Origin of the sequence: Nonomuraea sp. NPDC048916 (genome assembly GCF_040649575.1) — a bacterium.
GTDB lineage: Bacteria > Actinomycetota > Actinomycetes > Streptosporangiales > Streptosporangiaceae > Nonomuraea.
In genome coordinates, this window is the sequence record NZ_JBEZFS010000015.1 from 23,646 (window position 1) to 45,814 (window position 22,169).

Sequence of the window (22,169 nt, forward strand, 5' to 3'; positions counted from 1 at the left end):
CCGGGGCTAGAGCTCCCGGCCGAGCGATTCAGGCATGGTCGAGCGCTTGGGCCAGCGTGTCGACGACCGGCAGGCCGGTGCTTTCCAGCTCGGCCCGCGCGGTCATGCCGCCCGTGTAGAGGACGGCCTTGGCGCCCACGTGCCGGGCCGCCAGCCCGTCGTCCACGCTGTCGCCGATCACCAGGACCTCGTCCGGCTCGACCTCCAGCGCCTGGATGTGGACGGTCATGTGGGCGGCCTTCTCGCCGCCGGTCACCCCGATCAGCCCGTCGATCCTGGTGAAGTGACCGGTGATGCCGAAGGAGTCGACCATCGGGACCAGGTGGGCGTGGGGGGCCATGGAGCAGAGCGACTGGGTGCCTGTCCAGCTCGTGAGCGTGAGCTCGGCGTCGGCGGCCAGCCGGCAGGCGACGCTCAGCCGGAAGTAGTGGTCGTGGAACCCGGTGTCGAGCAGCTCCCACTCGCCCTCGTCCAGCGGGCGGCCCAGCAGCCGTTCGTAGGCGAGCCAGATGGGCCGCGTGTAGACCGCGCGGAACCCGTCGGCATCGAGCAGGGGCAGCTCGTAGGACCTGAAGACTTCGTTGGTGGCTCCCACCACGGCGTCGATGTCGTGGAAGAGGGTGCCGTTCCAATCCCAGATGATGTGCTTTGTCATATCCCATTCAGCCTAGCCGCCGGGCCCGGCATTCCGCGGGACGCGCGCTGAACGCCGCCCCACGCGCACATGGCGTTCGCCCGGTCCCGCTAAGAGCCGAGGAGGTCGGGGATCTCCTGCGTGGCGTACCACATGAGCTCGTGCGCCTCGGCGCCGTCGACCGTGAAGCGCGCGTCGTCGTCGCCCCGGTCGGCGGCGGGCAGCGCGGCGATCGCGGCCTCGACGTCAGCGGTCGCCTGGAGGTCGTCGATGTGCACCGAGGCGACCTTGGCCAGCGGCACGACCTCCGCGACGCGTACCCTGCCGCGTTCCTCCAGCTCGGCGCCGACCGACAGGGCGGCGTCGGGCACCTCGGCGACGACCACCACCCGGCGGGGAGCGGCGGCGAGGCCGTCGGCGCGGTCGGCGGCCAGCATGCGCAGCGAGGCGCGGGCGGCCTCGGTGAGGGCGACGTACTCGAGCTCCTCGGTGTCACCCGAGGCGTACCACTCGGTCAGCGCGGGCGTCACCGCGTAGCCGGTCAGCGGAGCCGGGCCCAGCTCCCCGGCCTCGACCGCTCGGGCCAGCGCGGGGAGCGTGCACGGCAGGTAGACGCGCATCAGGAGCCTTTCGCAGCGTGCGGAGGAACCATCATGCCCGTCGCAGGGAGAGTTGGAGGAGTGTCTCGAGTCGCGTGATGGTCGTGTCGGCGTCGAGGTGGTGGATCCCCTCGATGCCGAGCGCCTGGGCGGCCACGATGTTGGCCTCGATGTCGTCGATGAACACGCACGCGTCGCCGGGCAGCCCCACCAGGTCGAGCGCGTGCTGGAAGATGCGCGGCTCCGGCTTGCGCATGCCGACCTCGCCCGAGATCACCACGGCGTCGAAGATCTCGTCCCACCCCTCGCGGGGATAGGTGTTGGACCACGAGTTGGACAGCAGGCACGTCCTGACGCCGACCTCCTTGACGTCGCGCAGCATGTCGTACATCGCGTCGACCCGCTCGAACCCGGCGAACATCCGCTCCAGCAGCCCGTCGGCCACGGGCGGCCCGCCGTCGACGGTCCGCAGCCGGGCGGCCAGGTCGCGCTCGAACGTGGCGCCGTCGATCTCGCCGCGCTCGAGCGCGTGCACGAGGGTCTCGCCGTCACCGTTGTAGGCGTGGAAGACGAGCTCGCCCATCACGTCGCGGTAGTGGGCGTCGTCGATGCGATCTGCCACGATCCAGCGCCTGATGGAGTCGGACATGCTGGTCGTCAGCACCCCACCCCAGTCGATCAGAACACCTGTGACCACGCTGCCTCCTCGATCGGACACCCGCTCTAGATTAGAGCGTCGCACGGCCCTCGCCGACCGCTGAAAACCGGGATAAAGGATCACCGATTCACCCGGTTAGGGTGATGATCCGTTCTCGTCCGACAGAGAGGACCGCCGTGCGAACGACGATCCTGATCACCTCCCCAGACGAGTTCAAGGCCCCCGGCCTTGAGCTGTTCGACCTCCCGCCGATCTTCGCCGGCGGACCGGAATGGTTCACCAAACCCGTCCTGATCGCCCTGCTCAGCTCCGTGGTCGTCATCGCGCTGTGCTGGGCCGCCTTCGCCAGGCCGAAGCTCGTGCCGCGCGGCTGGCAGAACCTCGGCGAGTACGCCTACGTGTTCGTCCGCGACCAGGTCGCCCGGCCCAGCCTCGGCAAGGACGCCGACCGGTGGATGGGCCTGCTGTTCACGATCTTCCTGACCGTGCTGATCTGGAACCTGATGGGCGTCATCCCCCTCATCCAGTTCCCCGTCGCCGCGCACATCGCCTTCCCGCTGGTGGTGGCCGTCAGCGTGTACGTGCTCAAGCTCTACCTGGGCGTGAGGCACCACGGGGTGCTCGGCTACCTGAAGGGCATCGTGTACCTGCCCGGCCTGCCGTGGTGGGCGTATTCGATCTACGCGCCGCTGATCCTCGCCGAGGTGCTGGTCACCTCGCTGTTCACGCACTTCATCCGGCTCTTCGCGAACATGTTCGCCGGGCACATCCTGCTGGCGTTCTTCAGCGCGGTCGGCTTCTGGTTCGTGTTCGAACGGCTCACGCCGCTCGGCGCCGGGCTCGGGCTGCTCGGCGTGGCGATGACCATCCTGCTGACCGCGTTCGAGATGTTCATCCAGTTTCTGCAGGCGTATCTGTTCGCCATGCTGGCCGCGATGTACGTGGCCAGCGGGTTACACGGCGAGCACTAACGCGCCGCGTGGGCGGCGCGGGTGACGCGGGCGGCCAGCTTGCGGTGCTCGGCCGAGCGCAGCACCTTGGCCGCCCGCTCCGCCGACGCGACGGGCGCCTCGTGCAGGATGCCGCGGGCCTTCTTGAGCGTGAGCAGCCGGGTGACCGACTCGTCGAGCCGCCGCTCGCTGATCTTGCCCGACCTCACCGCGGCCAGCACCGCGTTGTACGCCTTCGGGAAGTCGTACGGCATGAGCAGCAGGTCGGCCCCGGCCTGGACGGCCCGCACGGCCACCTCGCCGTCGCCGTACTTCTTGCGCACTCCGTCCATGTTGAGGGCGTCGGTCGAGATCACGCCCTTGAAGCCGAGCTTGCCGCGGAGCAGCCCGGTCAGGATGGGCTTGGACAGGGTCGCGGGGTCGCCCGACGGGTCGAGCTTGGGGAAGACGATGTGGGCGCTCATCACGGCGTCGACACCCGCGGCGATCGCGGCCTTGAACGGCGGCGCGTCGATCTTCTCCCACTCGGCCCGGGTGTGCTTGATCACGGGCAGCCCGGTGTGGCTGTCGACGCTGGTGTCGCCGTGGCCCGGGAAGTGCTTGGCGGTGGCCGCGATCCCGGCGTCGCCGAAGCCCTTGACCGCGGCGGAGACCATGGTGGCGACCTGGACCGGGTCGTCGCCGAAGGCCCGCTTGCCGATGACCGGGTTGCGCGGGTTGACGTTCACGTCGGCGACCGGCGCGAAGTCGAGGTTGACGCCGACGGCGCGCAGCTCCTTGCCGGTGGCCCTGGCGACGGCCCGCGACATGGCGGCGTCGCGGGTGGCCCCGACCTGCGAGGCGCCGGGGAAGGGCGTCATCACCGCGGACATCCTGGACACCAGGCCGTTCTCCTGGTCGGTGCCGATGAGCAGCGGCACCTTCGGCGAGGCCCGCTGCATCCCGTTGGTCAGCCTGACCACCTGGCCGACGCTCTGGACGTTGGCGGGGAAGAGGATGACGCCGCCGAGGTGGTATCGGGCGATCACCTTGGCCGGGGTCTGGGCGCCGTATCTGGCTTGGTTCTCGCCCGAGACGGTGTCGGCCGACGTGCCGTACAGGACCGGCATGAACAGCTGGCCGACCTTCTCCTCGACGCTCATCCGGGACAGCACCCGGCGCACCTCGTCGCCCTGCGCGGGAGCCCGGCCGGCCGGGGGCGTGGAGGGGGCGGCGGTCGTGGGCGCTGCCGGTTTCGCCGTCGGCGCCGCATCGGCCGAACCACCGCCTCCGGCGCACGCCGAGAGAGCGATCACCAGCAGGCCCGCCGCGCCGATCCGTCCAACCATGTTCCCAACCGTATCGACGCGACGCCGTGCGCGGGCCGCGCACGGCGTCGAAATCGCCCTTGGTGAAATCCCGCCGGTGAAATCTCCCCAGTGGAATCCCGCCGGTGGAATCCCGCCGGCGAAATCTCCCCAGTGGAATCCCGCCGGTGGAATCCCGCCGGTGGAATCCCCCCAGTGGAATCCCCCCAGTGGAATCCCCCCGGTGGAATCCCCCCAGTGGAATCCCCCCGGTGGAATCCCCCCGGTGGAATCCCCCCGGTGGAATCCCCCCGGTGGAATTCCTACAGTCCCAGCCGGGCGAGCCCCGGCAGCTGGGAGCGGGCCGCGGCGCGGGCGTGCGCGGGCGTCTCCATCCCCCGGGCGCCCTGCGCGGCGAGCTGACACTGGTCGAGCGTGTGCTCCGCCAGCGCGGCCCGTACGGCGGGCAGCGCGGTGGCCGTCATCGACAGCGAGGTCGCCCCGAGCCCGACGAGCACGCAGGCCAGCAGCGGATCGGCGGCCGACTCGCCGCAGATCCCGCACGGCTTGCCGTTGTCGGAGGCCGCGGTCGCGGTGCGGTGGATGAGGTCGAGCAGCGCGGGCTGCCACGGATCCTGCAGCGCGCCCAGCGTGCCGAGCTGCCGGTCGGCGGCGAAGGTGTACTGGGCGAGGTCGTTGGTGCCGATCGAGACGAAGTCGACCACGGTGACCAGGCTCTCCGCGCGCAGCGCCGCCGCCGGGATCTCGATCATCACACCCGCGGGCGCGTCGCCTCTGATGTGGCACATGCCCGCGAACCAGGAGGCCTCCTCGGCGGTGGTGACCATCGGGGCCATGATCATGAGCTTGGCCGAGGTGCCCTCGGCGGCGGCGGTGAGCGCGTCGAGCTGCGCCTCCATCACCTCCGGATGGCCGCGCAACAGCCGTAGTCCCCGCTCGCCCAGCGCGGGGTTCGGCTCCTCGTCGGGAGGCGGCAGGAAGGCGAGCGGCTTGTCGGCCCCGGCGTCCAGGACCCGCACCACGACCGCCCGGCCGGGGAACGCCTCCAGGGCGGCCCGGTAGGCCCGCTTCTGCTCGTCGGCCGACGGCTCCTGGTCCCTGCCGAGGAAGAGGAACTCGGTCCGGTACAGCCCGATGCCCTCGGCGCCGTGGGCGAGCGCCGCGTCGAGGTCGGCCGGGCCGCCGATGTTGGCCAGCAGCGGCACCGCGTGCCCGTCGCTGGTCCGGCCGGGGCCGCCGCTCTGCTGGACGGCCGCCCGGCCGGACCGCGCGGCCCGCTCGGTCACCTCGGACTCCGGCGGCTCGACGCGTACCTCGCCGGAGGTCCCGTCGACCAGCACGCGCGTGCCGGGCCGGATGCCGGTCGCCCCCCGGCAGCCGACGACGGCGGGCACGCCCATCGCCCGGGCCAGGATCGCGGTGTGGCTGGTGGGCCCGCCCTTCTCCGTGACGAACGCGGCGACCAGGTCCTTCGTCAGCAGCGCCGTGTCGGCCGGGGCCAGGTCATGCGCGATCAGCACGTACGGCTGGGGCGCGCCGCCCGGCTCGTCGGGCGGCGCGGGCTGCGACGGTATGCCCGGCATGGGTATGCCGGTGAGCAGCCCGATCACCCGATCTCTGACGTCGTCGAGGTCCGCGGCCCGCTCGCCGAGGTAGCCGCCGGCTCCCGCCAGCGTGTCCCGGAATCGGGCGAAGGCCTGGTAGACGGCGCGGGGTGCGGCGATGCCGTGGTCGATGAACCCTCTGACGGCCACGGCCAGCCCGGGATCCTCGGCCATCATGGCCTGCGCCTTGAGGATCTCCCCGGCCTGGCCGCCGACCCGGTCGCCGCGCAGCTCCAGCACTCCGGCCACCTGCTGGAGCGCGTTGGCCGCGCGCTGTTTCTCCTGATCCGCCTCGCCGGTGTAGGTGGCGCCCTCGGGGGGTTCGGGCACGGAGACGGTCACAGTGAACGCGGGGCCGTGCCCGATGCCCGGACTGGCCCCCACCCCCGTCAAGTTCATGGCGATCCGGCGATCTTCGCTAGTTCGTCCAGCACCTCGTCCGCTCCCTTGCCCTCGGCCTTGATCACGATCGTCTCCTCCTGCCTGACGTCGAGCGCCAGGATCTGCAGAATGCTCTTGCCGTTGACCGGCTCCCCACCCGGCACCTTGGCGACGGTGACGTCCATCGGCGCCTGGGCCGCGGCCCGGACGAACGTGGCCGCCGGACGGGCGTGCAGCCCCACCTCCGCCACCACGGTCACCTTGCGTTCAGGCATGTAGTCCTCCTCCAGTGCCGGTCCGGACCAGCCGGTGTCATCGCTAAATCCATCGGAACAACTCATCCCCCACGTGTACGGCTCCTGCCGCCACACTTCGTACGGATCCCGCCACCGCGTCGAGCGCCACGACCGGGCAGACGGGCGAGCGGCCCCCCGCCTCGACGATCGACGGATCCCAGGCCACGACGGGCTGGCCCGCGCTCACCCGGTCGCCCTCGGAGGCCAGCAACTGGAACCCCTCCCCCTTGAGCTGGACCGTGTCGATGCCAAGGTGTACCAGCACCCCCCTGCCGTCGTCTCCCACGATGACGTACGCATGTGGATGCAGTTTCATGATTTTTCCGGCGATCGGGGCCACGGCCTTACCGGGCTCCCTCAGTGGGTCGATCGCCGTCCCGGGCCCCACCATGCCCGCGGAGAACACCGGATCCGGCACGGCCGCCAACCCCACAGCCGCCCCCTCCACCGGAGCGAGAACAATCGTCATGGTCTCGCCCTCTAGCCGATGATGTCCTCGATGTCGCCGGCGATCGTGTCGGCCTCGGGACCCACGACGACCTGCACCACGTTGCCCGCGGCCATCACCCCGTGAGCCCCGGCCCTCCTGAGGGCGCCCTGGTCGACCTTGGACGCGTCACGCACCTCGGTGCGCAATCGGGTGATGCAGGGCTCGATGTCGATGATGTTGTCGGCACCTCCGAGCCCGGCGATGATCGCGTTGACATCCGCCGCCATCCGATCCTCCTCGTCCTCGCGCTTCGACCAGGCTAAACGACGGTCCGTGATCAGTCGGTCTGCGTGACCTTGTTCAGCCCGCGCGGCGAGTCCGGGTCGATGCCGAGCCTCCTGGCCAGCGCCTCGGTGAGCAGTTGCCCGGGCACGATCAGGCCCATCGGCGCGACCCACTCGGGCAGGTCGGGGCCGTTGAGCGCGGCCGTGCCCGCCCGGGCCAGCTCGGCTCCCCCGCCGATCGTGTAGGCCGCCGCGCCGGCCGCGACGACCCGCTCGGCCAGGGCCACCGTGCCGGGCAGGGTCGGGCTGTGCTCCGCGGCGACCAGCAGCGCCGGGGTCTCGGCGTCGACCACCGCGATCGGGCCGTGCAGCAGGTCGGCGTAGGACAGGCCCATGGCGTGCAGGTAGCAGGCCTCCTTGAGCTTGAGCGCGGTCTCGAGGGCCGTGGAGAAGGCCAGCCCGCGGGCGGAGACGACGGCGCCGTGCTTGTCGGCCAGCCCTTCGATGACCGCGTCGAGGTCGCCGGGGTCGTCGACGAGCTTCTCGACCGCCTCGGGGACCCGCTGGAGGTCCGTCTCGTCCACGTCGGCGCCCAGCCCGAGCGCGAGCACGGCGAGCGCGGCGAGTTGCGTCGTGTAGGTCTTGGTGGCGGGGACCGCCTTCTCCTCGCCGGCGACCGTGCACAGCGCCACGTCGGCGGCCTGCGCGAGCGGGCTGTCGGGGCCGCCGTTGGTGATGCCGACGGTCTTGGCGCCGCAGTCTCTCGCCCAGATCAGCGTCTCCACGATCTCCTCGGTCCGGCCCGACTGGGAGATCGCCACGGCCAGCACGCCGTCGAGGTCGAGCTTGCGCCGGTAGGTCGTCGCGATGGACGGCGCGGCGAGCCCGGCCAGCCGCCCGGCTCGCGACTCGGCCAGATAACGTCCGTAGACTGCGGCGTTGTCGGAGGTGCCACGCGCGATGAACAACAGTTGGCGGGTCCGCTCGGCCAGCTCCCTCACCTCACCGACCCGGGGAAGCAGGGAGTCGAGGGTGGCGCGCAGCGCCGCGGGCTGCTCGGCGATCTCGCTGCGCATCTTGGTGGTCATGTGGCGCTCATCCTTCAATCGTTACCGTTCGGACTTGACCCTGTTTTCCCAGTTATGGTGGTCTAGTCCGGACTAGACCAGTACGAACGATAGCCCATTGCCCAGGTCAGATCGAGGGGAGGATCTGTGGCGCACATCGATCCGGACAGCCCGGTGCCCAAGTACTTCCAGCTCCGCGAGATCCTGTTGGATCTCATCGACAGCGACGAGCTCAGCATCGGCGCGGCGATCCCGTCCGAGCGCGAGCTCTGCCAGCGGTTCGGCCTGTCCCGGATGACCGTACGTCAGGCGGTCGACCATCTGGTGTCCGAGGGCCGCCTGCACCGGGTGCCCGGCAAGGGCACCTTCGTCGCCCGCCCCAAGATCGAGCTCTCGCTCCAGCTGACCTCGTTCACCGACGACATGCGGGCCCGCGGCATGGAGCCCGGCTCGCGCGACCTCGACCGCAGGATCGTGCGCGCCAGCGCCCACCTGGCCAAGGAGCTGGGCATCCAGCCCGGCGAGGAAGTGCACTTCATCGAGCGGCTGCGCACCGCCGACGGCGAGCCGTTGTCGATCGAGCGGGCGCACATCCCGGTCAAGCTGGCCCCCGACCTGGCCGAGCACGACCTGTCCGGCAGATCGCTCTACTCACTGCTGGAGACCCGCTACGGCCTGGTCATGGACGCGGGAGAGCTCACCATCGACGGGGGCATCGCCGACCCGAGCGACGCCGACCTGCTGAAGCTGCCGCGCGGCGGAGCCGTGCTCCTGCTCCAGCGCAGGTCCTTCTCCGGCGGCGCCTGCGCGGAGCTCGGCGTGTCCACCTACCGCGCCGACCGCTACCAACTGCGCACCATCCTGGAAATGCCCGCTCGACGGGGCTGAGGGCCCGACCCCATCCCCCGGAGGAACGCCCGGTGAACGAGACCACCGCCAGGCCTTCGCCGTTCGCACGCGTGATGAACGTGCTCCAGCGGCTGGGCCGCTCCCTCATGCTGCCCATCGCCGCCCTGCCCGCCGCGGCGCTGCTGCTCCGCTTCGGCCAGCCGGACATGCTCGGCTCCAACGGCGCCGAGCCCGGCGGCCTGGCCGACGTGGCCGGATTCGGCTGGATGAACCAGGTGGCCGAGGTGCTGGCCGCCGCGGGCGCCGCGCTGTTCGAAAACCTGCCCCTGCTGTTCGCCGTGGGCGTGGCGATCGGGTTCGCGCGCAAGTCCGACGGCACGACGGCGCTCGCCGCGGTGGTCGGCTACCTGGTCTTCGACCGGGTGACCAAGGTGATGTTCTTCGGCTCCGCCATCAGGGAGACGGTCCTGCTCAAGCAGGTCCAGGACCAGGGCATCGTGGAGATCGTCAACTACGGCATGCAGAACCCCACCAAGGTGCTCGGCGGCATCCTGATGGGCCTGGTGACCGCCCTGCTCTGGCAGCGGTTCCACCGGATCAAGCTGCCGTCCTGGCTGGCGTTCTTCGGCGGGCGGCGCTTCGTCCCCATCGTCACCGCGATCGTGGCGCTGCTCCTCGGCGTGCTCATCGGCTGGGTCTGGCCGATCCTCGGCGAGTGGATCGGTCACGCGGGCGAGGCTCTGACCACCCTCGGCCCCCTCGGCACCGGCATCTACGGCCTGATCAACCGGCTGCTGATCCCGCTCGGGCTGCACCACTTCGTCAACTCGATCGTCTGGCACGTCGTGCCGCAGTGCGAGGTCGGCGGGCGCATCCTCGGCGGCGACTGGAACTGCTATTTCGGCGGCGCCGAGCACGCCGGGCAGTTCATGGCCGGCTTCTTCCCGGTCATGATGTTCGCGCTGCCGGCCGCCGCGCTCGCGATGTGGCGGGCGGCTCCCCGGCACCGGCGGCCGGCCGTGGGCGGCATCATGCTCTCGGCCGCCCTGGCCTCGCTCGTCACCGGCATCACCGAGCCGATCGAGTTCGCCTTCATCTTCGTGGCGCCCCTGCTGCTGGTCGTGCACGCCGTGCTGACCGGCCTCGCGATGGCGCTCACCACGCTGATCGGCGGCCAGCTCGGCTTCGGCTTCTCCGCGGGCCTGCTCGACATGCTGCTCAACGCCAGCAAGTCCAACACCCAGAACCTCCCCGGCATCCTCCTGCTCGGCGTGGTCTACGGAGTCGTCTACTACGTGGTGTTCAGCTTCCTGATCCGCAGGCTGAACATCATGACCCCGGGCCGCGAACCGGAACCCGACGTCGACTCGGGCGAGGCCCGCACCCGCGAGACCTAAGTCGTTGTCTCCACGCTCGCCCGTGGCAGGAACCCACAGGCCACAAGGTCCGTGAACGGACCGGCCGGCCCGGTTGGGGACAGGCCGGATCGGCGGCGTGGCGGACCGAAACGGAGCGGGCGGCGTGGGTGACCCGATCCAGGTCGAGGTGATCTTCTTCGCCTATACGGCCAGTACGGCGGCGAAACGGGGAAAGTTGGCGGCCGAGGTATCTGACGGCCGGGCCGGAAACTCCTTGTATCGCTTTCCCATCCCCCCGGATGCCCTTGGAGGGTCCATGTCAGCGTTGCCCCGCGTCAGCCCCGTCCCCGAGCCTCCCGGCCGGCACCCCGAGCACGTCCCCCAGGTGCGGGGAGCCCTCGCCCTGGAGCCGCGCCCCCTGGTGTGGGGCCCGCCCGGGTCGATCCCCGACGAGCGGCGGCTGCGGCTGCTCGGACAGGCGCTGGCCGAGGTGCTCACCGGCAGGCGCCCACCCGAGACCATCGCCGAACGGCTCACCGACCAGGCCTACCGGGAGCTCGTCAGGGCGGGCCGGATGATCGAGGCCCGGCGGCCTCCGTTCGCCGGGGTCCCGCACGTGAAGGAACCCAGGGACGGGGCCGTGGAAATGTGCCTGCTGGTGCACTGCGGCGTCCGCAGCCATGTCCTCGCCGTCCGTCTCGAACGGCGTGGTGTCCAGTGGCTGGTGACCGACTTCGAAACCGCCTGAGCTCCCCACGGCCTTCGGACAGGCGCCGGAGGGCGCCAGGTGGACCGGTCGTGGACGCGGAACGGCCCCGCCCACGGGGGGGGGCGGGGCCGTCTCGTGCTCAGGGCTGGACGTGCTTGGGGTCGCCGTGGCAGCGCTTGTACTTCTTGCCCGACCCGCACGGGCACGGGGCGTTGCGCTCGACGTTGCCGTAGGCGGCCCGCTCGGCCTGGGTGGTGCGGACCCGGGTGTGCTCCACGTCGCCCTGCTCACCGGGCGCGGAGTATTCGAGCTCGGCGGGCCGCTCGGGACCACGTAGCCCGCGCGCGATGATCGAGCGGGTCTCGGCCACCATCGCGTCCTCTTCCTCGACGATCGGGTTCTCCTGGACCTCGACCTCGATGTTGAACAGGAACCCGACCGAGTCCTCCTTGATGCCCTCGAGCATCGCGGTGAACATCTCGTAGCCCTCGCGCTGGTATTCGATCTGCGGGTCCTTCTGCGCGTAGGCCCGCATGCCGATGCCCTCGCGCAGGTAGTCCATCTCGTAGAGGTGCTCGCGCCACTTGCGGTCGAGGACCGAGAGGATCACCCGGCGCTCGAACTCGCGCATCGCCTCCGGACCGAGCTGCTCCTCGCGCTTGGCGTAGGCCTCGAACGCGTCCTTCTTGATCTTCTCGGAGATGAAGTCGGCGGTGAGCTCCTCGCGGCTGCCCGCCTCCTCGACGAGGTTGTCGACCGTGATCTTGATCGGATAGAGCTCGCCGAACGCCTTCCACAGCTTGTCGAGGTCCCACTCCTCGGCGAAGCCCTCGCCGGTGGCGCCCGCGACGTAGCCGTCGATCACGTCGCCGACGAAGCCCTGTACCTGCTCGTGCAGGTCGGCGCCCTCCAGGACGCGGTGGCGCTCGGCGTAGATGACCTTGCGCTGCCGGTTCATCACCTCGTCGTACTTCAGAACGTCCTTGCGGATCTCGAAGTTCTGGGTCTCGACCTGGTGCTGGGCGGAGGCGATGGCCTTGGAGACGATGCCCGACTCGATCGGCTGCTCGTCGGGGATGTTGAGCCTGGTCATGATCATCTCGACCCTGGCCGAGTTGAACAGGCGCATCAGGTCGTCGCCGAGCGAGAGGTAGAAGCGCGACTCGCCGGGGTCGCCCTGACGACCGGAACGACCGCGCAGCTGGTTGTCGATGCGGCGCGACTCGTGGCGTTCGGTGCCGAGGACGTAGAGGCCGCCGAGGTCGGTGACCTCGTCGTGCTCGGCCTGCACGGCGGCCTTGGCCTTTTCGAGCGCCTCGGGATAGGCCTTCTCGTACTCGTCGGGCGTCTCGATCGGGTCGAGGCCGCGCTGGCGCAGCTCGAGGTCGGCGCGGAACTCGGGGTTGCCGCCGAGCATGATGTCGGTGCCGCGGCCGGCCATGTTGGTGGCGACGGTGACGGCGCCCTTGCGGCCCGCCTCGGCGACGATCGCGGCCTCACGCGCGTGGTTCTTGGCGTTGAGCACCTCGTGCGGCACGCCGCGGCGCTTGAGCGCCTTGGACAGCCGCTCGGACTTCGCCACCGAGGTGGTGCCGACGAGGACGGGCTGGCCGTTCTCGTAGCGCTCCTTGATGTCCTCGACGACCGCGTTGAACTTGGCGTCTTCGGTCTTGTAGACGACGTCGGCCTGGTCTTTGCGGATCATCGGCCGGTTGGTCGGGACCGGCACCACGCCGAGCTTGTAGGTCTGGTGGAACTCGTTGGCCTCGGTGGTGGCGGTGCCGGTCATGCCGGACAGCTTGGTGTAGAGGCGGAAGTAGTTCTGCAGGGTGATCGTGGCGAGAGTTTGGTTCTCGTCCTTGATCTTGACGCTTTCCTTGGCCTCGATGGCCTGGTGCATGCCCTCGTTGTAGCGGCGGCCGTGGAGCACGCGACCGGTGAACTCGTCGACGATCAGCACCTCGCCGTCGGAGACGATGTAGTCCTTGTCCTTCTTGAACAGCTCCTTGGCCTTGAGCGCGTTGTTCAGGAAGCCGACCAGGTGGGTGTGCTCGGGCTTGTAGAGGTTGTCGATGCCGAGCCAGTCCTCGACCTTGGCGACGCCCGACTCGAGGATGCCGACCGTGCGCTTCTTCTCGTCGACGACGTAGTCGCCGGTGCTCTCCTCGCCGGGGTTCTTGGCCTCGACGCCCTTGCGCAGGCGCGGCACGATCTTGGCGAACTCGGCGTACCACTTGCCGGACTGCTCGCCGGGACCGGAGATGATCAGCGGGGTGCGGGCCTCGTCGATGAGGATGGAGTCGACCTCGTCGACGATCGCGAAGTTGTGGCCGCGCTGCACGCACTCGTCGAGCGACCAGGCCATGTTGTCGCGGAGGTAGTCGAAGCCGAACTCGTTGTTGGTGCCGTAGGTGATGTCGGCTTCGTACTGCCTGCGGCGCTCGTCGGACGGCTGCCCGGAAAGGATCATGCCGACTTCGAGGCCGAGGAAGCGGTAGATGCGCCCCATGTTCTCGGCGCCGACCTTGACCAGGTAGTCGTTGACCGTGACCACGTGGACGCCTTTGCCGGACAGGGCGTTGAGGTAGGCGGGCAAGGTGCAGGTGAGGGTCTTGCCCTCACCGGTCTTCATCTCGGAGATGTTGCCCATGTGAAGGTTGGCCCCGCCCATGATCTGCACGTCGAAGGGCCGCTGGCCGAGCACGCGGCGGGCCGCCTCGCGCACGGTCGCGAACGCCTCGGGAAGCAGGTCGTCGAGCGATTCGCCATCGGTGTAGCGCTGTTTGTATTCGTCCGTCAGCGCGCGCAACTCCGCGTCGGACAGGCTCGTGAAGTCGTCCTCAATGGAGTTGACCTGGTCTGCGATCCTCTTGAGCTTGCGCAGGATCTTGCCTTCGCCGGCACGCAGGATCTTGTCGAGAATGGCTGCCACTTTATGTAAAGCTCCTCGCAGGTCTACCCCGGCGGCGCCGCCAGGAGGAGAGGCCGAGACAAACTTCCCCGTTGCCATGGTAGGCGGTTCCGCCAGCAGACACAGCCACCGCGACAGCGTGGGCGCCGATGGTGTCTGGGAGAATGGGGCTAGGCAGAGGGTATGCCGGTTGATAGCCGGCTCGCACCAAATAGCGGGATATCCGGCAAGGGAAGGATTTTGTCATGGTTGAGGGCACGAGGGCGGAGCAGACCGAGAATCTCGGCAGTCACGGTGGGCGCGCGTCTTCGTGGCTCGCCGTCACCGTCATGCTGATCGCCTTCATCGTCGGCGGGTTCGGGCTGACCATGGCGAGCTGGACGCTCATCTGGATCGGCGTCGGCCTGCTGGTCGTCGGAGGGATCATGGCGCTCGTCTTCGACATCTTCACCGATGTCGTGGTCGACGCGCCCCGCGTGGGCATGTCGGTCGAAGACCACCGCTGATTCCGGGCCGGCGGCGGGCGCCCCGTTCTGTCGGTGCCCGCCGCTAGCATTCGCGGCATGCTTTGCCGTACGGAATCAGCGACATGACCGATCTGACGGCCGACGAGGCCCGGCGGATCATCCTGCGGGCGCAGGGGCTGCTCGGCGCGGAGACGCGCCGGGGCGGGGTCCACAGCATGCTCCGCAGGCTCGGCGCGGTCCAGCTCGACACGATCTCGACCGTCGCCCGCTCCCACGAGCTGGTCGCCTACGCGCGGCTGGGCCCGGTCGGCAGACCCAAGGTCGAGCGGGCCTACTGGCACAATCCCGCCCAGAGCTTCGAATACTGGTGCCACGCCGCGTGCATCCTGCCCATCGAGCACTGGCCGCTCTACGCCTTCCGGCGGCGCGCCTACCGCGAGCGCCGATACCGCTGGCACGAGGTCCCCGACCACGTCGACAAGCTGCTGGAGCAGGTCCGCGACTCCGGCCCGGTGACGACCGCCGACGTGGGCGGCGCGCGCCCCGTCAGGGCCGACGGCTCGGGCCAGGCCGGTGAGTGGTGGGACTGGTCCGACTCCAAGATCGGCCTGGAGTGGCTGCTCGACATCGGCGAGCTGGTCTGCAGCCGCCGCGTCGGCTGGCGCCGCGTCTACGACCTGGCCGAGCGCGTGGTGCCCGCCGCCCTCATGGCCGAAGACCTCTCCGACGAGGAGTGCGTCCTGCGGCTCGCGCGCATCGCGGGCCGCTCCCTCGGCGTCGCGACCAGAGGCGACCTGATCGACTTCCTGCGGCTCAAGGGCCGCTTCGCGGCGATGCTCGACGAGAGCCTGCTCAGCGGCGCGGCCGGGCTGGTGCCCGTGAGCGTCGCCGGCTGGCCCGCCCAGAGCGGCCGGGCGGGCGCCTGGGCCGATCCCGCGGCCCTGGAGTCGGAGCCCCGCGGCCGCCACCGCACCACGCTGGTGTCACCGTTCGACTCGCTCATCTGGCACCGCGGCCGCACCGAGCGGGTCTTCGGCTTCGCCTACCGGCTCGAGCTCTACGTGCCCAGGCACAAGCGCGTCCACGGCTACTTCACCATGCCGGTGCTGGCCGGCGGCCGCCTGATCGGGCGGGTCGACCCGGCCCGCGAGGGCACCACGCTGGTGGCCCGGCAGCTCAGCCTCGAGCCCGGGCTCAGCGCCGCCAGGTGGGCCGGCGCGATGGGCGACGCCCTGTGGTCGGCGGCCGAGTGGGTGGGCTGCGACGCCGTACGAGTCGAGCGCGCCGACCCGGGCCTCGCCGCCCACCTGGAGGCGGCCGTCAGGTGATCTCCAGCATGCGCTCGCGCACCGCGTAGACCACGGCCTCCATGCGCGAGTGCAGCTGGAGTTTGTCCAGGATGTTGCGGACATGGTTTTTCACGGTGTTTTCGCTGATGAACAACTGCTTGGCGATCTCGCGGTTGTTCATCCCCTTGGCGACCAGACGGAGCACTTCCATCTCGCGCTCGGTCAGCCTGGGCACCGGCAGCTGGGGCGGCCGCTCGCTCTCCTTGCGGCTCATGTTCGCGAACTCACTGATGAGCTTCGCGGCCATGGCCGGGTTGATGAGCGACTGCCCCTCGTGCACCCCCCGCACCGCGGCGGGCACATCGTTGATCTGCACGTCCTTGAGGAGGTAGCCCGTCGCACCGGCCTTGATGGCCTCGAACAGGTCTTCCTCCTCGTCGCTGACGGTCAGCATGATGATCCGGGTGCTCGGCACCGAGGCCTTGATGCCCTTGGTCGCCTCGATGCCGTCCTGCCTGGGCATCCGCACGTCCATCAGCGCCACGTCGGGCATGAGGCGATCGGCGGCCTCGACCGCCTCCTGCCCGTCGCTCGCCTCGCCGACCACCTCGATATCCGGCTCGGCGGCCAGCGCCAGCGCCAGGCTCCGCCTGATCAGTTCGTGATCGTCGACGATCAGCACACGGATCGGCTCGCCGCCAGACGCGCCGATCTCGCTGGACTCTGTCACGAGGCCTCCTTGATCCGCCTCGCGACCTCGCTTCGCTCGCTCATCACCTGACTGAGCTCGCTCACGTCTCCTCCTCGTCGGGGGGCCAGAGCCGTCGAACCGACATGATGGCACGGGCGCCATGGTTCTCGGGTGGTCGAGAAGATCTTTTAAAACCGTATCAGGGCTCTACGAGCCGCAACACGCCGTAGTTGTAGCCACGCCGGTTGTACACGACACACGGCTGACCGCTCTCCTTGTCACGGAACAGGTAAAAGTCGTGGCCGACCAGCTCCATCTCGAGGAGGGCCTGGTCGATGGTCATGGGCTCCGCTTTGTGGTACTTCTCCCTCACGATGAGCGGCCCTTCGCCGTCCATCTCGATCGGGACGATGTCGTCATACTGCTTGTCGTCGGGGAGTTGCTCGTCTTCGGGCTCGACCGGCTCGGCCGGGCGGGGCGGCGCCAGGTCGGCGACGTCGGGCAGCGTCGCGGTGATCTCCGCCACCGAGGGCGGGCAGTGGTTGCCGTGGTGCACCTTGCGTCGGTCGGCCAGTCTGCGCAGGCGGCCTTCCAGTTTGTCGAGGGCCATGTCGAGGGCGGTGAATCGGTCGTCGGCGGAGGCCTCGGCACGGATCGCCGGCCCCCGGGAGTGGATGGTGAGCTCCACGCGCTCGCGCTGCTGGGCGAGACGCGGATTGCGCTCCTTGGACACCTCCACATCGACTCGGATGAGCTTGCTGTCCAGGCGCTCGATCCTGGCCAGCTTGGTGGTCACTTGGTCTCGGAACCGATCGCTCACTCCTGTGTGCCGGCCCTTGACGATGATGTCCATACAACAGCCCCCCTTCGTCTAACGACTGAGAACGAGCGCCCGACGATGCGCCTGCCGGACGGGGCCTTTTGCTTGCCTTTCTGTCACCGGTACCCTCTTCCGACGTCGCGTCACCGGGATCTCGGGTGGCACCCGCCCGGCCGACCTGGTCTTCGACCCCACATCCGCCTGCTGAGGGGTTCGCAGCTCTGTTGCCACTACTGCCCTTCTCTCCTGACGAGGGACATCTGGACCCTCGGGAAGGCAGGACTTACCCCTAAGCCGCACCGTGCTCGGTCGACAAAGAGTCGCCTTACGTGGACCGTTTCGCCTGCGGCTGGCATCGGCTAGCAGAGCCGGGGACTCCGGCCCTGCGCAACCACGGACCCGAACGGGTGCCATGTCTGAACGCTATCTCTCATCAGGGACGAATGTCAGCCGAAGGATTACCCAAATGATCACTTTCCGTGATTTTCGTACTCTGTGACAGGGGGGAATGATGCACCAGTTGATGAGTTGATACCCCTTATGGGCATGCGGCCGATGCGTGCTGAGCTGGTCTGCTGTCGCCCGGAGGTAAGCGACATATCACCTTCTGGCGAGGGGCACTCATTCGAGCTTCCTTCACGGAGGGTCACCGTAATGGTTTGCAAGATCTTCGGCGTGTCGCCGCCACGGTCGCGGCGAAGAGCACCTCCGCGCCGCCCGCGCGAACGGCCCTGGCGGCCTCGGCCAGGGTGGACCCGGTGGTCACGAGGTCGTCCACCAGCACCACGGGGCCTTCGACGGGCGTGACCGCGCGTAGCGAGCCCGCCAGGTTGGCGGCCCGGCACCCGGCGCTCAGGCCCGCCTGGTCGGCCACGCGCCGGCCCGGAGTCAGCACGTCGCGCACCTCGGCCCCGTGGCCGAGCCGCCTCAGATGGCGGGCGGCCAGCGCGGCCAGCCGCCCCACGGGATCATGGCCCCTCGCGCGCAGGGCACGGCGCGCGCTCGGGACCGGCACCAGCGCGAACCCGTCCGCTCCAGGACGGGCGGAGGCGACGGTGAACGCCAGCGCCTCGGCCAGCGGGCCGGCGAGCGTCATCCGGGCTCGCTCCTTGTAGGCGACGATGGCCTGCCGTACGGGGCCCGAATAGTCGGCCGCCGACCAGCAGTCGGGCAGGCCGGGCGGGCGCGGGCTGGGCGGACGGCGCGCCGGGGCGGCGAAGAGCCCGGCCAGGCAGCGGTCGCAGAGCGAGGCGCCCGTCGCGCCGCAGCCCACGCACGGCTGGGGAAGGACCAGATCGAGCAGGGCACTCAGCACGCCGGCCAGCATGCCCGCCGGGACCGACAGTTCGGGGGCGTCAGCCCAGGGGGAAGATCGGGCTGTCGGCGTCGGACTTCACCTTGGAGACCCAGGCCTGCGAGTCGCGGTTGAACTCGAGGATCTCGTCGCTCTCCTTCGTGGCCGCGAGGATGCGGTCGCTGAGGGCGGTGATGGTCTCCAGCTCCTTGTTGCCCGTGGGGAGCTGCATGATCTCGCCGTCGCCGATGTTGATCTCCCTGACGCTCTGCACGGCCTTGCTCTGCACGAGCACCAGCAGGCGCTCGCCGTCGCGCCAGGCGATGTCCCTGATCTCCTCGTCCTCGACCGTGGTCAGCGTCTGGAAGTTGCCCAGCATCGTGGCCCCGGACCCCCCGGTGATCGCACCGATCTTGACCTGGTTCTTTCCGATGGTCACGGCGACCCGGACGCCGTCCCTGGCGATCCGGAGCCCGGTGACGTCCAGGTTGGCCAGGCCGGGCGCGGCGATGCGCTCGGGGCCGCGACCGGCGGCCATGTCGCACCGGATCACGGCGCCGGCGGCCCTGTCGTAGGTCCACAGGGTGCCGTCGCGGTGCCAGGACGGGGCCGTGAGGTCGGTGCCGGGGATCCACTGCTCCCACCGGCCGTCCGGGGCGACCCGGGTGACCCAGATGCCGCCCCCTCTGCCCTTGCCCGCGACGAGGTCTCCGCTGCCGGCGATGGCCAGGTCCGAGTAGATGTCGCCCGGCTGACCGGCGGGCCCCTGGACGGCGTTGCCCGCGCCGTCGACGTTGAGCGAGTGGACCGCCCCCTTGCTCGTGTAGTAGGCGGGACGGACGTCGTTGTCCAGCCACTCCTCGCGCAGGATGGCGGGGATCGTCAGCGACTCGGACGAGAAGAACGGCTCGCCGTCGAGCTGCACCTCGATGATCCGGCCGTTGGCCACGTTGTTGCCGTTGAGGCTCCACTTCAGCTGGGCCTTGAGCCCGTCGGCGAAGACGCCGCCGGCGTCGATCGGGCCGCTCAGATCGACCACCACACGGTCGTCGGCCGAGCGGACCGACCTGACGCTCATGCCCTGCGGGAAGACACTGCCGACCGCGCCCGACAGCGCCTTGCTCGGGCCCTGGAGCAACCGCCTGACGATGGTCTCGGCGAAGTTCTCCGTGGGCTTGACGCGCAGCCGTACCCGGTCGGCGACCAGCCGGCGGTCGCCTCCCGGATCGCCCACGCCGGGCGGTCCGGCCAGGTAGTAGAGGTTCGTCGGCCGGTAGGCGCGGCTCACGTCGTCCTGCGTGAGCAGCAGGCCGACGCCGCCCTCCATCGAGCTGACGTGGTAGGCGCCCGCTTCGTTCCGCACGAGCAGGAAGTCGATCCGCTGGGGCTGCGCGCCGGAGATGGGCACGTAGGTGTCGTCGTCCTCGATGCGGGCGACCGGGGTGCCGGTCAGCCTGATGCGGACCTCCTTGCCGTCGCCCTTGCCCACGTACTCGTACTCGGGCGAGTTGCCGAGCACGGTGATCGGGCCGTCGGGGCGCCAGCTCTTCGCGGCCTCGCCCGTCAGGTAGCCCGGCAGCACCTTGGGGTCGTCGGCGTAGGCGGCCATCGCGGCCTGCAGCCCCGCGACCACCTGCTGGGGGCTCCAGTCGGCCCGGGGCGGGACGGCGATCATGCGCTGGAACGGCTTGCTCAGGTCGCCCCCGCCGGCCTCCTCCACGGGGAACGGCCCGCCCACGGGGATCACCGCGCAGCCCGATCCCCCGCACGCCACGACCGCCGCGAGCACCAGGGCGGCGCCGAGCCGGTTAGCCCTCGTCATGGCCGGCCCCGTCTCCCGTCGCCGGCAGCAGCACCGGCGTCATGTGCCCGCGCCAGGTGCGGCGCATCTCGATCTCGGGCGGCACCAGCGACAGCGGCGAGCCCTTGAGATCGGCCCCCGCCTCCCGGGGCAGCGTCAGCCTGAACTGCGTGCCCTCCCCCGGCTGGCCCCACGCCTGCAGCCAGCCGCCGTGCAGCGTGGCGTCCTCGCGGGAGATCGCCAGGCCGAGCCCGGTGCCGCCGATGGTCCTGGCCCGCGACGGGTCGGCGCGCCAGAACCGGTCGAACACCAGCGTCTCCTCGCCCTGCTTCAGCCCGATCCCGTGGTCGCGCACGGCGATGGCCACGGCGTCGCGGTCGGCGCCCACGGTCACCACGACGTCCTTGCCCTCGCCGTGCTCTATGGCGTTGAAGAGCAGGTTGCGAAGTATGCGCTCGACACGGCGGTTGTCGACCTCGGCCATGCACGGCTCGTTGGGCAGCCGGAGCTCGAAGCGGGTGTTGTGGCGCTCGGCCAGCGCCTCGGAGTCGGCGATCGCGCGCAGCACCACGTCGCGCACGTCGACGGAGTCGAGGTCGAGCGTGGCGGCGCCGGCGTCGTAGCGGCTGATCTCCAGCAGGTCGGCGAGCATCGACTCGAAGCGTTCGAGCTGGGCCTGCATGAGCTCGGCCGAGCGGGCGGCCATCGGCTCGAAGTCCTCGCGGGCGTCGTACAGCAGGTCGGCGGCCATCCGCACGGTGGTCAGCGGGGTGCGCAGCTCGTGGGAGACGTCGGAGACGAACTGCCGCTGGACCTGTGACAGCTCCTCCAGCTGGTGGATCTTGAGCGCCAGGTTGCCGGCCATCTCGTTGAACGAGGCCGCCAGGCGGGCCAGGTCGTCCTCGCCGCGCACCTTGAGCCGCTCGTCGAGCTTGCCCGAGGCCAGCCGCTCGGCGGCCTGCCGCGCCAGCCGCACCGGGCTCACGACCTGGCGCGTGACCAGGGAGGCGATCGCGGCGAGCAGCAGCACGAGCCCGAAGCCCACGACGACGATGGCCAGCCGGACGTTGGACAGCATCTGCTCTTCCTCGCTGAACGGGAAGAAGTGGTAGACCTCGTAGGTGTCGCCGCCGTCGAGGCTGACCAGGCCGCCGATCACCAGCGTGAGCTTGGGCTGGGCCTCGCCGGTGAACTTGATGTACGCCTTGTGCAGGTAGGGCTTGTCGCCCGGGATCTTCTCCCTCTGACGGCTCAGCCACTGCCGGAGCGGTTCGGGCACGTTCTCCGGCATGACGGCGCCCGAGGCACGCGACCTGCCGGGGTGGGCCGGGTTGAGGACCAGCACCTCGTAGCGCTTCTTCGAGCCGTCGTCGCCGGAGCCGGTGATGGCGTCCATCACGCCGTCGAGCGGGTCGGCGGGCGCGTTCTTGCCCGAGACGGCGGGTTTGGCCTGTTCGTCGAGCTCCTGGTTGAGGGCGTCGGCGATCTGCACGCGGTCGGCGAAGGCCTCGCCGGCGGCCGCGTCCTGGCGCCCCGTGATGACGGACTTGTTGATCTGGTCGGACAGGAACACGCCCAGCACGACCACCACGGTCACGGAGATCACCAGCGTGCTGGTGACGACCTGGAGCTGGAGGGAACGTCGCCAGACGCGCCGCACCGTGCCCGCGGCACGACGCGCCCGCCGGCGGACGCCGCCCAGGATCTGGCGGAAGGTCCGACGGCGAAACCGCTTCGTCTTCGTCGGGGGCATGGCGGGGAGGGGGCGGA

At 70.1% G+C, this 22,169-nt stretch carries 21 protein-coding genes; 6 read left to right on the forward strand and 15 right to left on the reverse strand.

Translation table 11 applies throughout. From position 1 onward, the window contains the following. Positions 1-28: 28 nt before the first annotated feature. The 3 genes from AB0C16_RS18150 to AB0C16_RS18160 all read right to left on the reverse strand — a co-directional run bounded on the left by AB0C16_RS18150 (position 29) and on the right by AB0C16_RS18160 (position 1,930). Complete coding sequence (locus AB0C16_RS18150) at positions 29-655, reverse strand: HAD family hydrolase (RefSeq protein WP_357684212.1); 627 nt, start codon at positions 653-655, stop codon at positions 29-31. 89 nt (positions 656-744) lie between these two features. Further along, entirely contained in the window at positions 745-1,254 is a 510-nt protein-coding gene (locus tag AB0C16_RS18155) for a hypothetical protein (RefSeq protein WP_357684214.1), read from the reverse strand. A gap of 31 nt (positions 1,255-1,285) precedes the next feature. Beyond that, positions 1,286-1,930: an HAD family phosphatase gene (locus AB0C16_RS18160; RefSeq protein WP_357684216.1), complete on the reverse strand. Its 645-nt coding sequence runs from the start codon at positions 1,928-1,930 to the stop codon at positions 1,286-1,288. A gap of 137 nt (positions 1,931-2,067) precedes the next feature. Here AB0C16_RS18160 and atpB point away from each other — a divergent pair, with 137 nt between their 5' ends. Next, on the forward strand, positions 2,068-2,862 hold the full coding sequence (gene atpB, locus AB0C16_RS18165; RefSeq protein WP_357684218.1) for a F0F1 ATP synthase subunit A: 795 nt from the start codon (positions 2,068-2,070) through the stop codon (positions 2,860-2,862). On the opposite strand, the gene nagZ is transcribed toward atpB, so the two are convergent. The 6 genes from nagZ to AB0C16_RS18195 all read right to left on the reverse strand — a co-directional run bounded on the left by nagZ (position 2,859) and on the right by AB0C16_RS18195 (position 8,231). After that, on the reverse strand, positions 2,859-4,169 hold the full coding sequence (nagZ, locus tag AB0C16_RS18170; protein ID WP_357684220.1) for a beta-N-acetylhexosaminidase: 1,311 nt from the start codon (positions 4,167-4,169) through the stop codon (positions 2,859-2,861). The genes atpB and nagZ overlap by 4 nt on opposite strands. 281 nt (positions 4,170-4,450) lie before the next feature. Beyond that, on the reverse strand, positions 4,451-6,151 hold the full coding sequence (ptsP, locus tag AB0C16_RS18175) for a phosphoenolpyruvate--protein phosphotransferase (protein ID WP_357684222.1): 1,701 nt from the start codon (positions 6,149-6,151) through the stop codon (positions 4,451-4,453). Beyond that, positions 6,148-6,408, reverse strand: a complete 261-nt coding sequence (locus tag AB0C16_RS18180) for an HPr family phosphocarrier protein (protein ID WP_357684224.1) — start codon at positions 6,406-6,408, stop codon at positions 6,148-6,150. The genes ptsP and AB0C16_RS18180 overlap by 4 nt, the downstream gene beginning before the upstream one ends. Before the next feature lie 43 nt (positions 6,409-6,451). Then, entirely contained in the window at positions 6,452-6,898 is a 447-nt protein-coding gene (locus AB0C16_RS18185; RefSeq protein WP_357684226.1) for a PTS glucose transporter subunit IIA, read from the reverse strand. A gap of 11 nt (positions 6,899-6,909) precedes the next feature. Next, positions 6,910-7,146: a PTS glucose/sucrose transporter subunit IIB gene (locus AB0C16_RS18190; protein ID WP_357684228.1), complete on the reverse strand. Its 237-nt coding sequence runs from the start codon at positions 7,144-7,146 to the stop codon at positions 6,910-6,912. 50 nt (positions 7,147-7,196) lie between these two features. Then, the gene (locus tag AB0C16_RS18195; RefSeq protein ID WP_357684230.1) at positions 7,197-8,231 is read right to left on the reverse strand and encodes an SIS domain-containing protein; all 1,035 of its coding nucleotides are present in this window, start codon (positions 8,229-8,231) and stop codon (positions 7,197-7,199) included. 126 nt (positions 8,232-8,357) lie between these two features. On the opposite strand from AB0C16_RS18195, the gene AB0C16_RS18200 reads away from it, so the two are divergent. From AB0C16_RS18200 to AB0C16_RS18210, 3 genes are all read left to right on the forward strand, one after another. Then, positions 8,358-9,098 carry a GntR family transcriptional regulator gene (locus AB0C16_RS18200; RefSeq protein WP_357684232.1) on the forward strand — a complete coding sequence of 247 codons (741 nt, stop codon included), beginning with the start codon at positions 8,358-8,360 and terminating at the stop codon, positions 9,096-9,098. 32 nt (positions 9,099-9,130) lie between these two features. Further along, entirely contained in the window at positions 9,131-10,456 is a 1,326-nt protein-coding gene (locus AB0C16_RS18205) for a PTS transporter subunit EIIC (protein ID WP_357684234.1), read from the forward strand. Positions 10,457-10,733: 277 nt separating this feature from the next. Then, a complete protein-coding gene (locus AB0C16_RS18210; RefSeq protein WP_357684236.1) occupies positions 10,734-11,165 on the forward strand; it encodes an Rv3235 family protein in 432 nt (143 codons plus the stop codon). Positions 11,166-11,265: 100 nt separating this feature from the next. On the opposite strand, the gene secA is transcribed toward AB0C16_RS18210, so the two are convergent. Continuing rightward, positions 11,266-14,058: a preprotein translocase subunit SecA gene (gene secA / locus AB0C16_RS18215; protein ID WP_357684237.1), complete on the reverse strand. Its 2,793-nt coding sequence runs from the start codon at positions 14,056-14,058 to the stop codon at positions 11,266-11,268. 224 nt (positions 14,059-14,282) lie between these two features. Here secA and AB0C16_RS18220 point away from each other — a divergent pair, with 224 nt between their 5' ends. Together AB0C16_RS18220 and AB0C16_RS18225 are read left to right on the forward strand one after the other, a co-directional pair. Then, the gene (locus tag AB0C16_RS18220; protein ID WP_357684239.1) at positions 14,283-14,543 is read left to right on the forward strand and encodes an HGxxPAAW family protein; all 261 of its coding nucleotides are present in this window, start codon (positions 14,283-14,285) and stop codon (positions 14,541-14,543) included. 83 nt (positions 14,544-14,626) lie between these two features. Further along, the gene (locus AB0C16_RS18225; protein ID WP_357684241.1) at positions 14,627-15,832 is read left to right on the forward strand and encodes a crosslink repair DNA glycosylase YcaQ family protein; all 1,206 of its coding nucleotides are present in this window, start codon (positions 14,627-14,629) and stop codon (positions 15,830-15,832) included. Here the strand turns inward: AB0C16_RS18225 and AB0C16_RS18230 are convergent. The 5 genes from AB0C16_RS18230 to mtrB all read right to left on the reverse strand — a co-directional run bounded on the left by AB0C16_RS18230 (position 15,825) and on the right by mtrB (position 22,152). Then, positions 15,825-16,523, reverse strand: a complete 699-nt coding sequence (locus AB0C16_RS18230) for a response regulator transcription factor (RefSeq protein WP_357684243.1) — start codon at positions 16,521-16,523, stop codon at positions 15,825-15,827. The two genes, AB0C16_RS18225 and AB0C16_RS18230, sit on opposite strands and share 8 nt — an antisense overlap. 160 nt (positions 16,524-16,683) lie before the next feature. Next, the gene (gene raiA / locus AB0C16_RS18235; RefSeq protein ID WP_357684245.1) at positions 16,684-17,337 is read right to left on the reverse strand and encodes a ribosome-associated translation inhibitor RaiA; all 654 of its coding nucleotides are present in this window, start codon (positions 17,335-17,337) and stop codon (positions 16,684-16,686) included. A gap of 613 nt (positions 17,338-17,950) precedes the next feature. Next, the gene (locus AB0C16_RS18240) at positions 17,951-18,619 is read right to left on the reverse strand and encodes a phosphoribosyltransferase family protein (protein ID WP_357684247.1); all 669 of its coding nucleotides are present in this window, start codon (positions 18,617-18,619) and stop codon (positions 17,951-17,953) included. Between the two features lie 40 nt (positions 18,620-18,659). After that, a complete protein-coding gene (locus AB0C16_RS18245; protein ID WP_357684249.1) occupies positions 18,660-20,420 on the reverse strand; it encodes an LpqB family beta-propeller domain-containing protein in 1,761 nt (586 codons plus the stop codon). After that, positions 20,407-22,152 (reverse strand): MtrAB system histidine kinase MtrB, encoded by a 1,746-nt coding sequence (mtrB, locus tag AB0C16_RS18250; protein WP_357684251.1) that lies wholly within the window; start codon positions 22,150-22,152, stop codon positions 20,407-20,409. Before mtrB ends, AB0C16_RS18245 begins: the two co-directional genes overlap by 14 nt. Between the last annotated feature and the right edge of the window lie 17 nt (positions 22,153-22,169).